The organism is Pseudomonas sp. RC10-4-2 (assembly GCF_050433085.1).
Taxonomy (GTDB): domain Bacteria; phylum Pseudomonadota; class Gammaproteobacteria; order Pseudomonadales; family Pseudomonadaceae; genus Pseudomonas; species Pseudomonas aeruginosa.
Window position 1 is genome coordinate 195924 of record NZ_JBNPXX010000004.1, and the last position, 16598, is coordinate 212521.

The 16598-nt window shown below is 70.4% G+C and carries 11 protein-coding genes; all 11 read left to right on the plus strand.

The annotated features are described in order from the left end of the window. The first annotated feature begins 182 nt into the window (after positions 1-182). Genes tagH through tagR form a run of 11 tightly spaced genes read left to right on the plus strand, consistent with a single transcriptional unit; the run spans position 183 to position 16565 of the window. Positions 183-1682 (plus strand): type VI secretion system-associated FHA domain protein TagH, encoded by a 1500-nt coding sequence (tagH, locus tag FHW81_RS19740; RefSeq protein WP_058132878.1) that lies wholly within the window; start codon positions 183-185, stop codon positions 1680-1682. Between the two features lie 44 nt (positions 1683-1726). Further along, positions 1727-2191 (plus strand): type VI secretion system lipoprotein TssJ, encoded by a 465-nt coding sequence (gene tssJ, locus FHW81_RS19745; RefSeq protein ID WP_003083660.1) that lies wholly within the window; start codon positions 1727-1729, stop codon positions 2189-2191. Between the two features lie 15 nt (positions 2192-2206). After that, positions 2207-3541 carry a type VI secretion system baseplate subunit TssK gene (gene tssK / locus FHW81_RS19750; RefSeq protein WP_003115052.1) on the plus strand — a complete coding sequence of 445 codons (1335 nt, stop codon included), beginning with the start codon at positions 2207-2209 and terminating at the stop codon, positions 3539-3541. 6 nt (positions 3542-3547) lie between these two features. After that, positions 3548-4897, plus strand: a complete 1350-nt coding sequence (locus FHW81_RS19755) for a DotU family type VI secretion system protein (RefSeq protein ID WP_003115051.1) — start codon at positions 3548-3550, stop codon at positions 4895-4897. Beyond that, positions 4894-8424, plus strand: coding sequence for a type VI secretion system membrane subunit TssM (tssM, locus tag FHW81_RS19760; RefSeq protein WP_031671334.1), 3531 nt, complete (start codon positions 4894-4896; stop codon positions 8422-8424). The genes FHW81_RS19755 and tssM overlap by 4 nt, the downstream gene beginning before the upstream one ends. Next, positions 8421-9101 carry a type VI secretion system-associated protein TagF gene (gene tagF / locus FHW81_RS19765; protein ID WP_003083642.1) on the plus strand — a complete coding sequence of 227 codons (681 nt, stop codon included), beginning with the start codon at positions 8421-8423 and terminating at the stop codon, positions 9099-9101. The genes tssM and tagF overlap by 4 nt, the downstream gene beginning before the upstream one ends. A gap of 9 nt (positions 9102-9110) precedes the next feature. Continuing rightward, positions 9111-9839, plus strand: a complete 729-nt coding sequence (pppA, locus tag FHW81_RS19770; RefSeq protein ID WP_003083639.1) for a serine/threonine phosphatase PppA — start codon at positions 9111-9113, stop codon at positions 9837-9839. Between the two features lie 7 nt (positions 9840-9846). Further along, complete coding sequence (gene ppkA / locus FHW81_RS19775; RefSeq protein WP_106120522.1) at positions 9847-12945, plus strand: serine/threonine protein kinase PpkA; 3099 nt, start codon at positions 9847-9849, stop codon at positions 12943-12945. Then, the gene (tagT, locus tag FHW81_RS19780; protein WP_106120523.1) at positions 12942-13661 is read left to right on the plus strand and encodes a type IV secretion associated ABC transporter ATP-binding protein TagT; all 720 of its coding nucleotides are present in this window, start codon (positions 12942-12944) and stop codon (positions 13659-13661) included. Before ppkA ends, tagT begins: the two co-directional genes overlap by 4 nt. Beyond that, a complete protein-coding gene (tagS, locus tag FHW81_RS19785; RefSeq protein ID WP_003083634.1) occupies positions 13661-14860 on the plus strand; it encodes a type IV secretion associated ABC transporter permease TagS in 1200 nt (399 codons plus the stop codon). Before tagT ends, tagS begins: the two co-directional genes overlap by 1 nt. Next, complete coding sequence (gene tagR, locus FHW81_RS19790; protein ID WP_003106615.1) at positions 14853-16565, plus strand: type VI secretion system-associated regulator TagR; 1713 nt, start codon at positions 14853-14855, stop codon at positions 16563-16565. Before tagS ends, tagR begins: the two co-directional genes overlap by 8 nt. Positions 16566-16598 lie beyond the last annotated feature (33 nt).

The following is a 16598-nucleotide window of genomic DNA, read 5'->3' on the forward strand; positions in this document are numbered from 1 at the left end:
GATCGGACAAATCTTTAAAAGACGTAGGATTAGTCTTTTATAATCCGGTACCACCCGATGTGTCTTCCCGAGGCGACGAAACGCCGGAAAGCCGTCGGGCCAGCCTGGATGCGAACCGAAATCCCTCGGGCACGGGGGTGAGCGCCTGGAAGAGCCGGGCGCTGGCAATGCAAGGAGTAGCAATGCCGCTGCGATTGACCATCACCAGCTACCACAAGCTGACCCCCGGTCAGTGTTCGGAAAAGGTACTGGACCAGGGACAGCTGACCATCGGTCGGGGCCCGGACAACGACTGGGTCCTGCCGGACCCGGAGCGCCTGGTCTCCAGCCGCCACTGCACCATCCTCAACCGCGACGGGGTGTACTACCTCACCGACACCAGCACCAACGGCGTGCTGCTGGTCAATGCCGGGCACCGCCTGCGCCGCGGCAACAGCGAGCCGCTGCAGGACGGCGAGACCGTCCGCCTCGGCGAATACGACATCCTCGTCCAGCTCGGCCATGACATCGCCCTGCCCGGCAGCGGCAATCCGCAGACCGATCCGTTCACCAGCTTCGACGCCCTGATGAGCCGGCAGGCCGCCGGATCGGCGCCTGCCTTCGCCGAACCGGCGCCCACCCCGCACCCCGCGGTGACGGCGCATTTCCAGGGCGGCTCGCCGCTGGACACCAAGCCCGACCTGTTCGACTTCCTCACCCCGCCGCCGCCCGGCGCGGCGCCGCGTCCGGACCATGTACCGGCCGAACAGCACGACTTCCGCCCGCCGGAACCGGTGATCCCGCCGCCCCCCGCGACCACCCCGGCGCCACCGCCCGCTGGCGGCGCACCGCTGATTCCGGCCGACTGGGACCCGTTCGCCGAACTGCTCGGCAACACGCCCGCGCCAAGCGCCACGCCCGTCGCCCAGCCGCTGCCGACGGCCGAACCGACGCCGCTGGCGATGCCCTTCGCCGACCCAGGGATCACCCCACAGCCACAGCCACAGCCACAGCCACAGCCACAGCCACAGCCACAGCCACAGCCACAGCCACAGCCACAGCCAGCGAGCGTGGCGGCGCCGACGCCGCCGGCAAGCGCCGCCGCGTCGGCCGGCGGCGACCTGCTGCAAGCGTTCCTGCGCGGCGCCGGCATGACCCAGTTGAAGGTCGACCCGGCCGGCGCCGAAGCGCAGATGGAAGCCATCGGCCGCAGCTATCGCGGCCTGGTGGAAGGACTGGTGGACGTGCTGCGCGCGCGGGCCAGCCTGAAGGGCGAGTTCCGCATGGCGCAGACCATGATCCAGCCGGTGCAGAACAACCCGCTGAAGTTCGCGCCGAACGTCGACGAGGCCATGCTGCTCCTGCTGCGCCGCGACAACCAGGCGTTCATGGCGCCGGATCGCGCGGTGGCCGACAGCTTCGAAGACCTCAAGGCGCACCAGCTGGCGGTGATGGCCGGCGTGCAGGCCGCCATCCGCCACCTGCTGGCGCGCTTCGAACCGGCCGCGCTGGAAGCCCGCTTCGGCAAGCCGGCCGGGCTTTCCGGCCTGCTGCCGGGGGCCCGCCAGGCACAGAACTGGGACAGTTTCACCGAGCTGTACGCGAAGATCCTGCGCGAGGCGGAGGACGACTTCCAGGAGCTTTTCGGCCGCGAATTCAGCCGCGCCTACGAGGAACACAGCGCTCGACTACGGCGTTCCTGACGCCAACGAACACCAGGAGAAACAACGTCAATGAGGACGACACCATGCAGAAACTGATCGTCGCGCTGTTCGGGCTGCTGCTCGCCGCCTGTTCGTCCAGCCCGCCGGAAACCCCGCCGACCCGGGTGGTGATCTGGCTCCACGCCGCACCGAACCTCAACCCGTCCGCCGCCGGCCAGGCGGCGCCGCTGCGCCTGCGGCTGTACGAGCTGAAGAAAGACACCGCGTTCGGCCGCGCCGACTACTTCGCCCTCACCGACAACGCCCAGTCGACCCTCGGTGGCGACCTGGTGGAGCAGGACGAGTTCCTCCTGCGTCCGGGCGAGGAACGGCGCATCGAACGCACGCTCGACGAGCAGACCCGCCAGCTCGGTTTCGTCGCCGCCTACCGCGACCTCGACCGCGCCACCTGGCGCCAGGTCCTCGACGTGCCGGGGCAACGCACCAGCCATCTCGACATCACGCTCGGCGCGCAGGCCATCGGCATCGTCGCGCGTCCCGCGCCCTGAACCTTCGGAGTCCCTATGTCCTGGAATAACCGCGTGGTGTGGTCCGAAGGCATGTTCCTGCGGCCACAGCATTTCCAGCAGCACGACCGCTACCTGGAAACCCTGGTGGATGGCCGCTGCCGCTCGCTCCTGGCGGGCGGCTGGGGCTTTTCCGAGCTGAAGCTGGACGATGCCCTGCTGACCCAGGGCAAGCTGGCCATCGTCAGCGCCCGCGGCGTGCTGCCGGATGGTACGCCGTTCAACATCCCCGCCGACGATCCGGCGCCGGCGCCGCTGAATGTCGAGGAAAGCCTGCGTGATGGCATCGTCTACCTCGGCCTGCCGCTGAAGCGGGTCGGCACCCGCGACACGGTAGAGGAGGGCGAGGCCCTCGGCGGCGCCCGCTACGTCAGCCAGGTGCAGGAAGTGCGCGACGACAATGCCGCCTTCGAGAGCCGCGCGCCAGTGGCCCTGGGCAGCCAGGCGTTCCGCCTGCTGACCGAGCGCGACGGCCTCGGCGAATACGCCGCGGTGGGCGTCGCGCGGGTCCGCGAGAAGCGCGCGGACCAGGCCCTGAGCCTGGACGAGGACTACCTGCCGCCGGTACTCGACATTGCCGCCGCGCCGCCCCTGGCGTCCTTCGCCAAGGAGCTGCTGGGCCTGCTCCACCAGCGCGGCGAAGCCCTCGCCGGGCGGGTGGTGGCCTCCAGCGCCGGGGGCGCCTCGGAAATCGCCGACTTCCTGCTGCTGCAACTGGTCAACCGCGCCGAGGCCCTCACCGGTCACCTGTCCCGCGTGCGCCCGCTGCACCCGCAGGAGCTGTACCGCGAACTGGTGGCCCTGGCCGGCGAGTTCTGCACCTTCACCGCCAGCCAGCGGCGTCCCGAGGAGTACCCGGTGTACAACCACGACGACCTGGCCGCCAGCTTCGCCCCGGTGATGCTCGCCCTGCGCCAGGCGCTGGCGACGGTGATCGACGCCAAGGCGATCGCCATCCCGATCGTCGAGAAGGCCTACGGCGTGCACGTCGCGATGCTCAGCGACCGCAGCCTGATCGACAACGCCAGCTTCGTCCTGGTGGTGCGCGCCGACGTCCCCGGCGAGAGCCTGCGCGGGCACTTCCCGCAGCAGGCCAAGGTCGGCTCGGTGGAGCACATCCGCGACCTGGTCAACCTGCAACTGCCGGGTATCGGCCTGCTGCCGATGCCGGTGGCGCCGCGGCAGATCCCCTACCACGCCGGCTCCACCTATTTCGAACTGGACCGCGGCAGCGCGCATTGGAAGCAGCTGACGCACTCCGGCGGCTTCGCCTTCCACATCGCCGGCCAGTTCCCCGGGCTGAACCTGGCCTTCTGGGCCATTCGAGGATAAGCAACGATGCCTCCCATCGACGATCCCTTCGGCACCCCGGCCGGCGGCGGCAACGGAAGCCCGCCCGACGACCGCACCATGATCATGCCGCGTCCCGGCGGCCGCGCCCCGGAACCGGCCGGCGGCCCCCGCGGCGGCGATCCCTACACGCCGCCGCCGATGGCCAGCCTGGCGCCGCTGAGCGGCCGCGGCGACGGCCTCAACCCGCTGGAGCAGGCCGCCGGCCCACTGCTGGCGATGCTCACCCGCCTGCGCAACACCATCGCCCATCCGGCGCCGGCCAGCCTGCGCGCGCAACTGCTCGGCTACCTGCGCCAGTTCGAGGAGAAGGCACGCCAGGCCGGCGTGGCGCCGGACGAGGTGATGCTGGCGCGCTACGTGCTCTGCACCGCCCTCGACGAAGCGGTGCTCAGCACGCCGTGGGGCAGCACCAGCGACTGGGGCAAGCAGAGCCTGCTGATCACCCTGCACAACGAGGCCTGGGGTGGCGAGAAGGTCTTCCAGTTGCTCGAACACTGCCTGCAGAACCCGCACCAGCGCCTGCACCTGCTGGAGCTGCTGTACCTGTGCACCAGCCTCGGCTTCGAAGGCCGCTACCGGGTCATGCACGACGGCCGCAGCCAACTGGAGGCGCTGCGCGAGCGCACCGCGGCGGTGATCCGCAGCACCCGCGGCGAGTACGAGCACGAACTGTCGCCGCACTGGCGCGGCCTCAGCGTGATGCGCGACCGCCTTTCGCAATACCTGCCGCCGTGGGTCGGTATCGCCATCGGCCTGGCCTTGCTGCTGGCCTTGCTGTTCGGCCTGCGGATGAAGCTGGCCGCCGACGCCGAGCCGGTGTTCAAGCGCATCCACGCCATCGGCGAGATCCCGGTGCAGGCCATCGACCGCCCGGCGGTGCAGCCGCGGGTGATCGAGCGGCCACGCCTGGCGCGCTTCCTCGCCGACGACATCAAGGCCCAGCGAGTGGCGGTGGAGGACGCCGTCGACCGCTCGGTGGTGACCATCCGCGGCGACGAGCTGTTCGCCAGCGCCAGCGCCAGCGTGCGCGACGAGTTCCAGCCGCTGCTGCTGCGCATCGCCGACGCCCTGCGCAAGGTCAAGGGCCAGGTGCTGGTCACCGGCCATAGCGACAACCGGCCGATCGCCACGCTGCGCTACCCGTCCAACTGGAAACTGTCCCAGGCCCGCGCCCAGGAGGTCGCCGACCTGCTCGGCGCGACCACCGGCGACGCCGGCCGCTTCACCGCCGAAGGGCGCAGCGACACCGAGCCGGTGGCGACCAATGCCAGCGCCGAAGGCCGCGCACGCAACCGCCGGGTGGAAATCACCGTATTCGCGGAGGGCGCGCAATGAAAGGCTTCCTCAACTTCTTCGCGCGCTGGGTGGTGCCGGTGCTCGGCCTGCTCGCCCTGAGCCTGATCATCTGGTTCCTCGGCCCGCTGCTGCGCCTGGGCAACTACGAACCGTTGGCCTCGGCGACCAGCCGCTGGGTGCTGATCGTCCTGCTGTTCCTGGTCTGGATCGGCTTCCGCGTGCTGCGCATCGTGCAGGCCCAGCGCAACGCGGCGAAGGTCATGCAGAGTCTCGCCGAGGTCAGCGCGCCGGACGCCGCCAGCGTCGCCACCGCCGAAGAGCTGGCGACCCTCAAGCAACGCATGGACGAGGCCCTGGCCCTGCTCAAGCGGGCCAAGCTGGGCGGCAGCGAGCGGCGCAACCTGTACGAGTTGCCCTGGTACGTGATCATCGGCCCGCCCGGTTCGGGCAAGACCACCGCGCTGATGAATTCCGGCCTGGACTTCCCGCTCGCCGCACAGATGGGCGCCGGGGCGATCCGCGGGGTCGGCGGCACGCGCAACTGCGACTGGTGGTTCACCGACGAAGCGGTGCTGCTGGACACCGCCGGCCGCTATACCACCCAGGACAGCCACGCCCAGGTGGACAAGGCCGCCTGGCTGGGCTTCCTCGACCTGCTCAAGACCCAGCGCAAGCGCCGCCCCATCGATGGCGCGTTCATCGCCATCAGCCTTTCCGACCTGCTGCTGGGCAGCGACGCCGAGCGCGCCGCCCATGCCCAGGCGATCCGCGCACGCATCCAGGAGCTGTACCAGCAGCTCGGGGTGCGCTTCCCGATCTACGTGATGCTGACCAAGTTCGACCTGGTGCCGGGCTTCATGGAGTTCTTCGACAGCCTGAACCGCGAGGAACGCGCGCAGGTCTGGGGGATGACCTTCGCCCTCGACGACGGCAAGAGCGCGGAAGGCCCGCTGGCGGTGTTCGACAGCGAATTCGCCCTGCTCGAACAGCGTCTCACCGCGCGCCTGGTGGAACGCCTGCAGCAGGAGCGCGACCCGGCGCGGCGCGACCTGGTCTACGGCTTCCCGCAGCAATTCGCCGCCCTGCGCGAATGCCTCGGCGAGTTCCTCAACGGCGTGTTCAAGCCCAACCCCTACGAGGAACGCCCGCTGTTGCGCGGCCTGTACTTCACCAGCGGAACCCAGGAAGGCAGTCCGATCGACCGTCTGATCGGCAGCATGGCGCAGTCGATGAACCTCGACCGCCAGCACCTGGCGCGGCAGACCGGAACCGGGCGCAGCTACTTCATCGAGCGGCTGTTCCGCGAAGTGGCGTTCGGCGAACGCGGCCTGGTCGGCACCAACCCGAAGGTCGAGCGCCGCCGCAAGTGGCTGACCATCGGCGCGCTGAGCGCCACCGCGCTGGTGGTGCTGGCGGTGACGGCGGTATGGATCGCCAGCTACCGCGCCAACCAGAGCTACATCGCCGCGGTCGACCAGCGCGTCGACCCGCTGGCGCGCGGCATCGAGTCGCTGAGCCCGGCCCAGCGCGACGTCCTGGCCGTACTGCCACAGCTCAACGCGGTGCAGAATCTCGCCGGCGACGCGCCGAGCTGGGCCGAAGGCTACGGGCTGTACCAGGGCGACATGCTCGGCGAGGAGTCCGCCAGCGTCTACCGCAAGCTGCTGATCGCGGTGTTCGCCCCGCGCCTGGTGACCCGCATCGAGGAACAGTTGCGCTCCGGCGGCAGCAGCGATTTCCTCTACGAGGGCCTGAAGGCCTACCTGATGCTCGGCAGCCCGGACCATTACGACGCCGACTTCATCAAGGCCTGGATCAGCCTCGACTGGGAACGCAACCTGCCGCGCGACCTCTCGCCGGAACAGCGCCAGGCGCTGCACGCGCACCTCGACGCGTTGCTCGAACGACGGCCGCCGTCGGCGCGCCTGGACCAGGACCTGGTCGAGGACCTGCGCCGCCAGTTGCAGCAACTGCCGGTGGCGCAGCGGGTCTACGACCGGGTCAAGCGGCAGAGGCTGCCCAAGGACGTGCCCGACTTCCGCATCAGCGACGCCGCCGGCCGCGACGCGCCGCTGGTGTTCGCGCGCAAGAGCGGCAAGCCGCTCACCGACCCGCTCAGCGGCTTCTTCACCTACCGCGGCTATCGCGAGGTGTTCCTCACCGCCAGCCTCAGCCAGGCCGGCACCATCGCCGAGGAACAGTGGGTGCTCGGGCGCGACCTGAACGATGCCGGCGACGCCGCCAACCTGGCCCTCGACGTGCGTCGCCTGTATTTCCAGGACTACCTGCGGCAGTGGGACGACCTGCTCGCCGACCTCACCGTGGTGCCGATCACCAATGTCACCCAGGCCGCCGACGTGCTGCGCATTCTCTCCGGGCCGACCTCGCCGTTCCGCAAGCTGCTCGAGGCAGTGGCCCGCGAGACCGACCTGCAGAAGGGCGACCGGCTGGTCGCCGCGCAAGTGAAGAAGGCCGCCGACGGCACCGTGGACAAGCTCAAGCAGCGCCTCGGCTCGCTGGTCGGCCAGGAGGAAGAGGGCGCCCGCGAACAGCCGCGGCAGGTCGACAGCGACCCGATCAGCGCCCACTTCGCCGAACTCAACAGCCTGGTCAGCAAGGGCGAGGGCGGCAACGAGCCGGCGCCGATCGACAGCCTGCTGGAGGACATGAACGCGCTCTACGTACAGGTCAGCGCCATGGCCGGAGCCAGCGGCGACTCGCTGCTCGGCGACGCCAAGAACCAGGTGGCCGCCGCCGCCTCGCGCGTGGCCCTCAGTGCCGAGCGCCAGCCGCCGGTGGTCCAGGGCCTGGTGAAGAACGTGGTCAACTCCACCACCAGCAGCATGATGGGCAGCGTGCGCAACCAGCTCAACGCGGCCTGGATCAGCGACGTGGTCAGCGTCTACCGGCAGTCCCTGGCCGGGCGCTACCCGATCGCCGCCGGCAGTTCGCGCGACGCCACCCTGGAGGACTTCGGCCACTTCTTCGGTGCCGGCGGGGTGATGGACAGCTACTTCCGCCAGTACCTGCAACCCTACGTCGACACCTCCGCCAGCACCTGGCGCTGGCAGCCCGGCGCGGCGCAGAAGCTCGGCATCAACCCCGGCGTGCTGCACACCTTCCAGCGCGCAGCGGCGATCCGCGACGCCTTCTTCCGCTCCGGCGGCATGCAACCGACGGTGCGCTTCGAGCTCAAGCCGGTGACCATGGACGCGGCGATCAGCCAGTTCATCCTCGACCTCGACGGCCAGCAGCTGACCTACGACCACGGCCCCAGCCGCCCGGTGGCGATGCAGTGGCCGAGCGCCAACGGCCTCGGCGTGGTCCGCCTGACGGTGACGCCGCCGCCCAGCAGCGGCCGTTCCGGCCTGACCCTGGAAGGCCCCTGGGCCTGGTTCCGCCTGCTCGACCAGTCGGACCTGGAACGCGGCAACTCGCCGGACCGCTTCACCCTGCGGCTGCGCATCGACGGCTCCAGCATCGCCTGCGAGCTGCGCGCCAGCAGCGCCTTCAACCCCTTCAAGAGCCGGGTCGTGTCCGGCTTCAGCCTCCCGGAGCGCCTTTGAACAGCGTCGGTTTCTACGGCAAGCTGGCAGGCCGCGGCGATTTCGTCAGCCGCGGCCTGCCGAACACCTTCGTCGAACCCTGGGACGCCTGGCTGGCCAGCGGCATGCGCGCCAGCCAAGACGAACTCGGCGCGGCCTGGCTCGACGCCTACCTGACCAGCCCGCTGTGGCGCTTCGCCATCGCCCCCGGCCTGCTCGGCGGCGAAGCGGTGGCCGGGGTGGTGATGCCGAGCATCGACCGGGTCGGTCGCTATTTCCCGCTGACCGTCGCCTGCCTGCTGCCGGCGAACGCCGACCTCGGCGGGCTGGTCGGCGGCGACGACGGCTGGTTCGAGCAGGTCGAGAGCCTGCTGCTCTCCACCCTCGAACCGGAGGCCGAGGTCGAGGCCTTCGAGCAGGCGGTGGCGCAGCTCCCGGCCCCTCCCTGCGGACCACGCATCGAACAATCGCTGATCAGCGGCAACCTGCTGCGCAGCGAAGCGGTGACCCCGGCGCAGCGCCTCGCCGCGCTGGCCCAGCATGCCTGCGACGGCGCCAGCCACTGGTGGGGACGCGGCTCGGCACGGATCTCCGCCGGCCTGATGCGCTACCAGGGCCTGCCGCCGGCGCCGGCGTTCGGACGATTCCTCACCGGAGAGGGCGAGGTGATCCCGCTCTTTCCCGGCATACCCGGTTAAGGACAACTGATGGTGCCCAACTCAGTCAGCTACTACAGGTCGGCCAGCTACAGCCACGTCGGCATGGTCCGCAAGGTCAACGAAGACGCCAGTCTCGACGCCCCCGAGTCGGGACTCTGGGTGGTCGCCGACGGCATGGGCGGCCACGCCGCCGGCGACTTCGTCAGCAGCCTGATCGTCGATACCCTGCGGCGCATCCCGGCGGCCTCCTCGCTACCGGCCTACGTCGGCGCGTTGCGCACCGGCCTCGCCCAGGTCAACGAGCGGGTTCGCCAGGAGGCCGGCCTGCGTGGCGTCAGCGTGATGGGCAGCACCCTGGTACTGCTCGCCGCGCGCGGCAACCAGGCGAGCTGCCTGTGGGCCGGCGACAGCCGCCTGTACCGCCTGCGCGGCGGCGTGCTGGAAGCCATCTCGCGGGACCACAGCTACGTCCAGGAGCTGCTCGACAACGCATTGATCAGCGAGGAAGAGGCGCGCCACCATCCGCGCGCCAACGTGGTCACCCGCGCGGTCGGCGTGCACGAGCAACTGGAACTGTCGGAAGCCGCGCTGCACGTGCTGCCCGGCGACAGCTTCCTGCTCTGCAGCGACGGCCTCAACAAGACCGCCGACGACAGCGAACTGCGCGACGTGCTCAGCCACAGCGATCCCTATGCGGTGGTCCGCAGCCTGGTCCACCTGGGCCTGACCCGCGGCGCCCCGGACAACATCACGGCCCTGGTGGTCAGGGCCTTCTGAGACGGACATGGACATAGAACTTCCGGGATTCGACATCGAACGCGAGCTGGGCGAAGGCGCCATGGCCACGGTCTACCTGGCCACCCAGCGCTCGCTGCAGCGCAAGGTGGCGCTGAAGGTGATGGCCGCGGCGCTGGCCGCCGACCCGAGCTTCGCCGAACGCTTCCTGCGCGAAGGTCGGACCCTGGCGCGGCTGTCGCACCCGAACACGGTGACCATCCACGACATCGGCAACGTCGGCAGTTGCTACTACATGGCCATGGAATACCTGCCCAACGGCACGCTCAAGGAGCGCATCCAGCAGGGCCTCGATCCCGAGCAGGGCCTGGCCTACGTACGGCAGGTGGCCGCCGCGCTCGGCTACGCGCACTCCCAGGGCCTGGTGCATCGCGACGTGAAGCCGGCCAACATCCTGTTCCGCGCCGACGGCACCGCGGTGCTCTCGGACTTCGGCATCGCCAAGTCGATCGAGGACAATACCCAGTTCACCCAGGTCGGCTTCGCCGTCGGCACCCCCAGCTACATGAGCCCGGAGCAGGCCCGCGGGCAGGAGATCGACGGCCGCGCCGACCTCTACGCGCTGGGCGTGGTGCTCTACGAGATCCTCACCGGCAAGCTGCCCTACAACGGCAAGGACTCGCTCTCCACCGCCCTGGCCCACCTCACCGAGCCGCTGCCGGAACTGCCGATCGAGCAGGGCCGCTACCAGGACATCCTGCGCCAGTTGCTGGCCAAGGACCCGGCCGAGCGCTTCCCCACTGCCGGCGCGCTGATCGCCGCCCTCGACCGCCTGGCGCCGAGCGCCCTGGAAGCCACCCAGATCCGTCCGCTGGCGACGCCGCAGGACTCGCCGCGAGCGAGCAACCCGCCGCCGGCCGAACCCGCGCCCCTGCCGCCCGCCGACCTCGGCGGCCTGCAACCGGTGTCGATCCAGTTGCCGCCGGTCACGCCCAGCGCCGGCGGCGCCACGCCGCCTCCGCCTCCGCCGTCGCAAGCGGCGAAACCGCCATCGCCCCCGCCGCCTCCGTTGCCGCCGGCGAAGCCACGTGCCGGCGGCAGCCGCACGCCGTTGATCGCCGCCGCCGCGGCCGCCGTGCTCCTGGCGATCGGCGGCGGCGCCTGGTGGCTGCTGGGCTCGGACGACGCACCGAGCCCTGTCGATCCAGCGCCGCTGGGACAGACGCCGACGGACAAGCCGCAGCAGCAGACCCCGGTGGCCGATGCCGAACAGGACGGCGGCGACCGTCCGCTGCTGATGCCGGGCAAGAAGACGCTGTTCCAGCGCGTCCTGACCAAGCCCGGCGCGGCCATCTCCGCCGAGGCCGGTGGCCCGCCCCGGGCCGGCGCGGTGCCGGCCTTCTCGGTGCTCTACGTATACGCCCGCAAGCAGGTCGGCGGCAGCCCCTGGCTGCGCGTCGGCGCCTCCAGCAACGGCGAGGGCGACGGCTGGCTGCCGGCCAGCGCGGTGAGCGACTGGAAGCAGAGCCTGGTGCTGAAGTTCACCGAACGCTCCGGCCGCGCGCCGGTGATGTTCCTCAACAGCGCCGAGCAGGTCGAGCGCCTGCTCGGCGATACCCGCGCAGCGCGCGACACCCTGACCCAGGCGGTGGATCACAAGGGCGATCCGCAGGTGGTCGCGGTCGAGCCCAACGACCGGGCGATCCCCCAGGACCAGTTCTACCTGCTGCCGATCTTCGACTCGAAGGAAAGCTTCGACGCCGACGGCCAGCCGGCGCAGTTGCTGGAGGTCGCCTCGATCGACCCCGGCGGCAGCGCCGCGGCACCCCAGGCGCCGGGCCAGGCCGGGCAGGGCGGCGCCAGCGGCGCGGCGAGCGACACCTTCCGCACCGGCATCGTCCTGGTGGTGGACACCTCGGTGTCGATGCAGCCCTACATCGACCGCGTGCGCGAGGTGATCGACGGCCTGCAGCGGCAGATCGGCGAGCGCGGCGACCTGGACAAGGTCAGCTTCGGCCTGGTCGGTTTCCGCAACAACACCGACAAGACCCCCGGCCTGGAATACGTCAGCAAGACCCTGGTGCCGCTGCAACCGGGCAACGACGCGCAGCGCTTCGCCGAGTTGAGTAGCCAGGTGCGCGCCACCGACGTCTCCAGCCACTCGTTCAACGAAGACGCCTTCGCCGGGATCATGAAGGCGGTCGACGAAATGGACTGGTCGCCCTACGCCGGGCGCGTGGTGCTGCTGGTCACCGACGCCGGCGCGCTGCGCAAGAACGACCCGCTCGGGCGCACCCAGATGAACGAGGCCGAGGTCCGCCAGGCGGCGCTGCGCAAGGGCGTGAAGATCTATGCCCTGCACCTGCGCACCCCGGCCGGGAAGAACAACCACGGCTACGCCGAGCAGCAGTACCGCAGCCTCACCGCCGACGCCAACCCGAAGATCGCCGACCTCTACATCCCGGTGGCCGGCGGCGAGGTGAACGCCTTCGGCAACACGGTGAAGGAGATCGGCACGGTGTTCGCCGACCTGGTCCACGACGCCGGCAACCGCAAGCCGCAGGCGCCGCGCTTCGACGCCGCGCCAAGCGTGGCGAGCAAGTCGGCGGCCATCGGCTACGCCATGCAGATGGAATTCCTCGGTCGCCGCGACCCGGTGCGCGCGCCGCAGGTCGTCACCGCCTGGACCGCCGACCGTGACCTGACCAACCCGGCGCTGCCGGCGTTCCAGGTCTGCGTGCTGCTGAGCAAGCTGCAACTCAACGAACTGCAACAGTCGCTGAAACTGATCGTCGACGCGGCCAAGCGCACCCAGACCTCGCCCAAGGACTTCTTCCAGGAAATCGCCAGCGCCAGCGCCTACATGAGCCGCGACCCGGCGCAACTGGTGAAGGGCAGCAACCTGGCGCAGAGCGGCGTGCTCGGCGAATACCTGGAAGGCCTGCCGTACCGCAGCAAGTCGCTGAACATGACCCAGGACCTCTGGCTGTCGCTGAGCGTCGCCGAACAGCAGGACTTCATCGACGAACTGGAGTCGAAGATCCACCTCTACGAAACCTTCCACAACGACGTCGCCAACTGGGTCCGGTTCGGCGACGCCGACGCCGGCGACGCGCTGTACCGCGTGCCGCTGTCGACGCTGCCATGATCCTGCGCCTGCACGAGGTCGCCCGCAGCCACGGCGCCGGTCGCCAGCGCTACCACCTGCGGGTGCCGGCGCTGGAATTGCGCGCGGGTCGCCAGCTGGCCATCGTCGGCCCCAGCGGCTGCGGCAAGAGCACCCTGCTCGACCTGCTGGCGCTGGCCCTGGCGCCGGACCCGGGCGGGCGCTTCGAATTCCTCGCCGGGGAACGCCCGCAGGACATCGCCGCGCTCTGGCGCGACGGCCGCCAGGACCGCTTGGCGGCGCTGCGCCGGCAGCACTGCGGCTACGTGCTGCAAAGCGGCGGGTTGCTCGAGTTCCTCGATGTGCGGCGCAACATCGGCCTGCCCTGCGCGTTGCTCGGCGCCCCGTCCGCCGAGCGCGTGCAGGCGCTGGCCGAGCGGCTGGAAATCGGCGACCAGCTGGACAAGAAACCGGCGGCGCTGTCGGTCGGCCAGCGCCAGCGGGTCGCCATCGCCCGCGCCCTGGCGCATGCGCCACGCCTGTTGCTGGCCGACGAGCCGACCGCGGCGCTCGACCCGCTGAACGCCGAACGGGTGATGCGCCTGCTGGTGGAGCAGGCCCGCGAGCGCGGTGCCTGCACCGTGGTCGCCACCCACGACGAACGCCTGGCTCGCGCCGCCGGCCTGGAAGTCCTGGCCATCCGCTGGCAACGCGAGGCCGACGACAGCGTCGGCGCCTGCCTCGAGGAAGTTGGCTGATGCGCGCCGGCCTGCTGCTCTCGCTGGCCTGGGCCGACTACCGCGGCGAGGCGCGCCTGTCGCTCTGCGCGATCTTCGCCCTGGCGGCGGTGATCACCCCGCTGCTGGTGCTGTTCGGCCTCAAGTACGGCCTGGTCAGCACCCTCACCGAGCGGCTGGAGCGCGCGCCTTCGGTGCGCGAGATCATTCCGGTCGGCGGCGCCCGCTACCGTGCCGAGGACATCGCCGCCCTGGCCGCACGCGCGGACGTCGCCTTCGCCGTGCCGCGCACCCGGCAGATCGCCGCCACCGCCGACCTCAGCGGCGGCGGCGAGACCGCCCTGAGCGTCGAGATGATTCCCAGCGCCGCCGGCGACCCGCTGCTGGCCGGCCTGCCGCAACCCGACCGGCCGACCCGCGTGGTGCTCAGCCACGGCGCCGCGGAAAAACTCGGCGCCCAGCCTGGCGAGCGCATCGTCGCGCGCATCGGCCGGCGCATGGATGGCCAGGCACAGAGCCAGCGCCTGGAGCTGGAAGTGCTCGCGGTGCTGCCGCAGGAGCGTTTCGCCCGCGACGCGCTGTTCGCCCCGCTGGCCCTGCTGGAAGCCGCCGAGGACTATCGCGACGGTCGCGCGGTGGCCGCCTACGGCTGGCCGGGGAAGGCCGGCGAGACCCCGCGCGCACGCATCTACCCGGGCTTCCGCCTGTACGCCCGAGACCTCGATGCGGTGGAAGGGCTGCGCCGGCACTTCGTCGCGAGTGGCGTGGAAGTCGCCACCCAGGCCGAGGCCATCGCCCAGGTGCGCAGCCTCAGCCGCAACCTCGGCCTGGTGTTCTGGATCGTCGCCGCGCTGGCCATCGGCGGTGCCTTCGCCGCCATCGCCGCCAGCAGCCTGGCCGCCGTCGAACGCAAGCGCCGCGCCCTGGCGGTGCTACGTCTGCTGGGCTTCCCGACCGCCGCGCTGGTCGGCTTCGTCATGCTCCTGGCGCTGTTCAGCGCCGTCTTCGGCCTGTTCCTCGCCGGGCTGCTGTACGCCGCCACGGCCGGCGCGCTGAACCACCTGTTCGACAACCAGAGCGGCGAGTTCGTCTGCCGCCTGCTGCCCAGCCACTACCTGACGGCGCTGCTCGCCACGCTGCTGTGCAGCGTCCTGGCCGCCGCCAGCGGCGGCTGGCGCGCGGCGCGGATCGAAGCCGCAGAGGGATTACGCGATGTTTGAGAAAGCCATTCTTCCGCTCGCCCTCGGCGCCTGCCTGGCATTTGCCGCGCCGGCCTGGGCCGAAGGCGACTCGCCGGACAATCCCAAGCCGCTGGCCGACGACGTCGCCCTGCCGCTGCCGTGTGGCGGCGAGATGGTCTTCCGGCATGTCTACGTACTCGCCGAAGGCGCCCTCGACGATCGCGAGGTCAACCTCGGCTACGCCTTCAACGAAGGCGAGGCGGGCTACCAGCAGTCGTTCATCTCCGGCTACCGGCGCGACTACGTGAACGGCCAGTTCAGCCTCGCCGACCTGGCACCGGCCTGGCAGCAGAAGCTCTCCGCCAGCCTGCCGAAGCCTGCCGCCGGCACCCCGCTGAAGCCGATGCTGTACTTCATCGGCAAGTACGAGGTGACCGCCCGCCAGTACGCCGCGGTGATGAGCCAGGCGGCCGCGCTCTCCGGCCAGGGCGAGGCGCCGGCCTGCGACGTGCCGGACGGGATGGCCGCGCGGCTGCCCAAGGTCAACCTCTCGCGCTTCGACGCCGAACGCTTCGGCGCGGTGTACAGCGCCTGGCTGCTGAAGAACCACCCGGAACTGCTGCCGGTCAGCGGCCGCGGCAAGAATCCCGAGGACGGCGGCATCGGCTTCGTCCGCCTGCCCACCGAGGTCGAGTGGGAGTTCGCCGCGCGCGGCGGCCAGGCGGTCAGCCGCCAGGAACTGGAAGGCCGGCTGTTCCCGCGCAAGGTCGAGGGCAGCGACCAGGAAGGCCCGCTGGGCGACTGGGCGGTGTACAACCAGGTCGCCGGCGGCACCGGGCAGGCCGCGCGACTGTTGCCGGTAGGGATGAAGCGGCCGAACCCGCTGGGCCTGTTCGACGTGATCGGCAATGCCGCGGAGATGGTCCAGGAGTCCTTCCAACTGGTCCACGCCGGTCGCCGGCAGGGCACATATGGCGGTTTCGTGGTGAAGGGCGGGAACTATCTCGAAGGCGAGATGACTCTATTCACCGGGATGCGCCGCGAATACCCGCTGTTCGCCGCCGACGGCAGCGAACAGCGCAACGAGACCACCGGTTTCCGTGTCGCCATCGGCGCGCTGTCCGCGCCGCGCTCGCGCTATCCCGAGCTGTTCGCCCAATGGCAGAAGGAAGGCCGACTAGCGGCATTGACCGATGCCATCGATGACGCTCAAGATCCCACCAAGCAATTGGACGGAATCATTGCCGCCACCCGCGACCCGCAGATGCAGGCGCAGTTGGCCCAGATAAACGAGGAACTCAAGCGTAACGTTTCGTTGATCGCCCGGCAGCGCGAAGAGGCCGCCGGAAACCTGATACAGTCGGCGGCACTGGTCGCCGAGACGATCAACAACTACAACATACGCCTGACCAACCTCAAGAAGGACAGGGAGAAAGCCGTGGCAGCCAGGGATCAGGCGACCGCCCAGCTCTATGCCGGCGCCATCGCCAACGGGCGCAGCGCCCTCGATGGCGCATTGGCCATCTACATCGACAACCTCGCCACCGGCACCCGTTACACCGACGCGGTGATCCAGGCGCAGTTCCAGCGCATCCAGGAAGAACTCAATCGCAACCCGGTTCTGGGCAAGAGCCTGGTCAAGCGCGCGACCCTGTTCGTCAAACACGTCGGAGATTATCGCCAGCAGCACCGGGCCGAGCCGGAGGCGGTATTGAAGGAATTGCTCGCGTCCAGCGGGCGTTGAAGGAGTTCCGTCCGGCCCCTCTCGGCAGCCGGG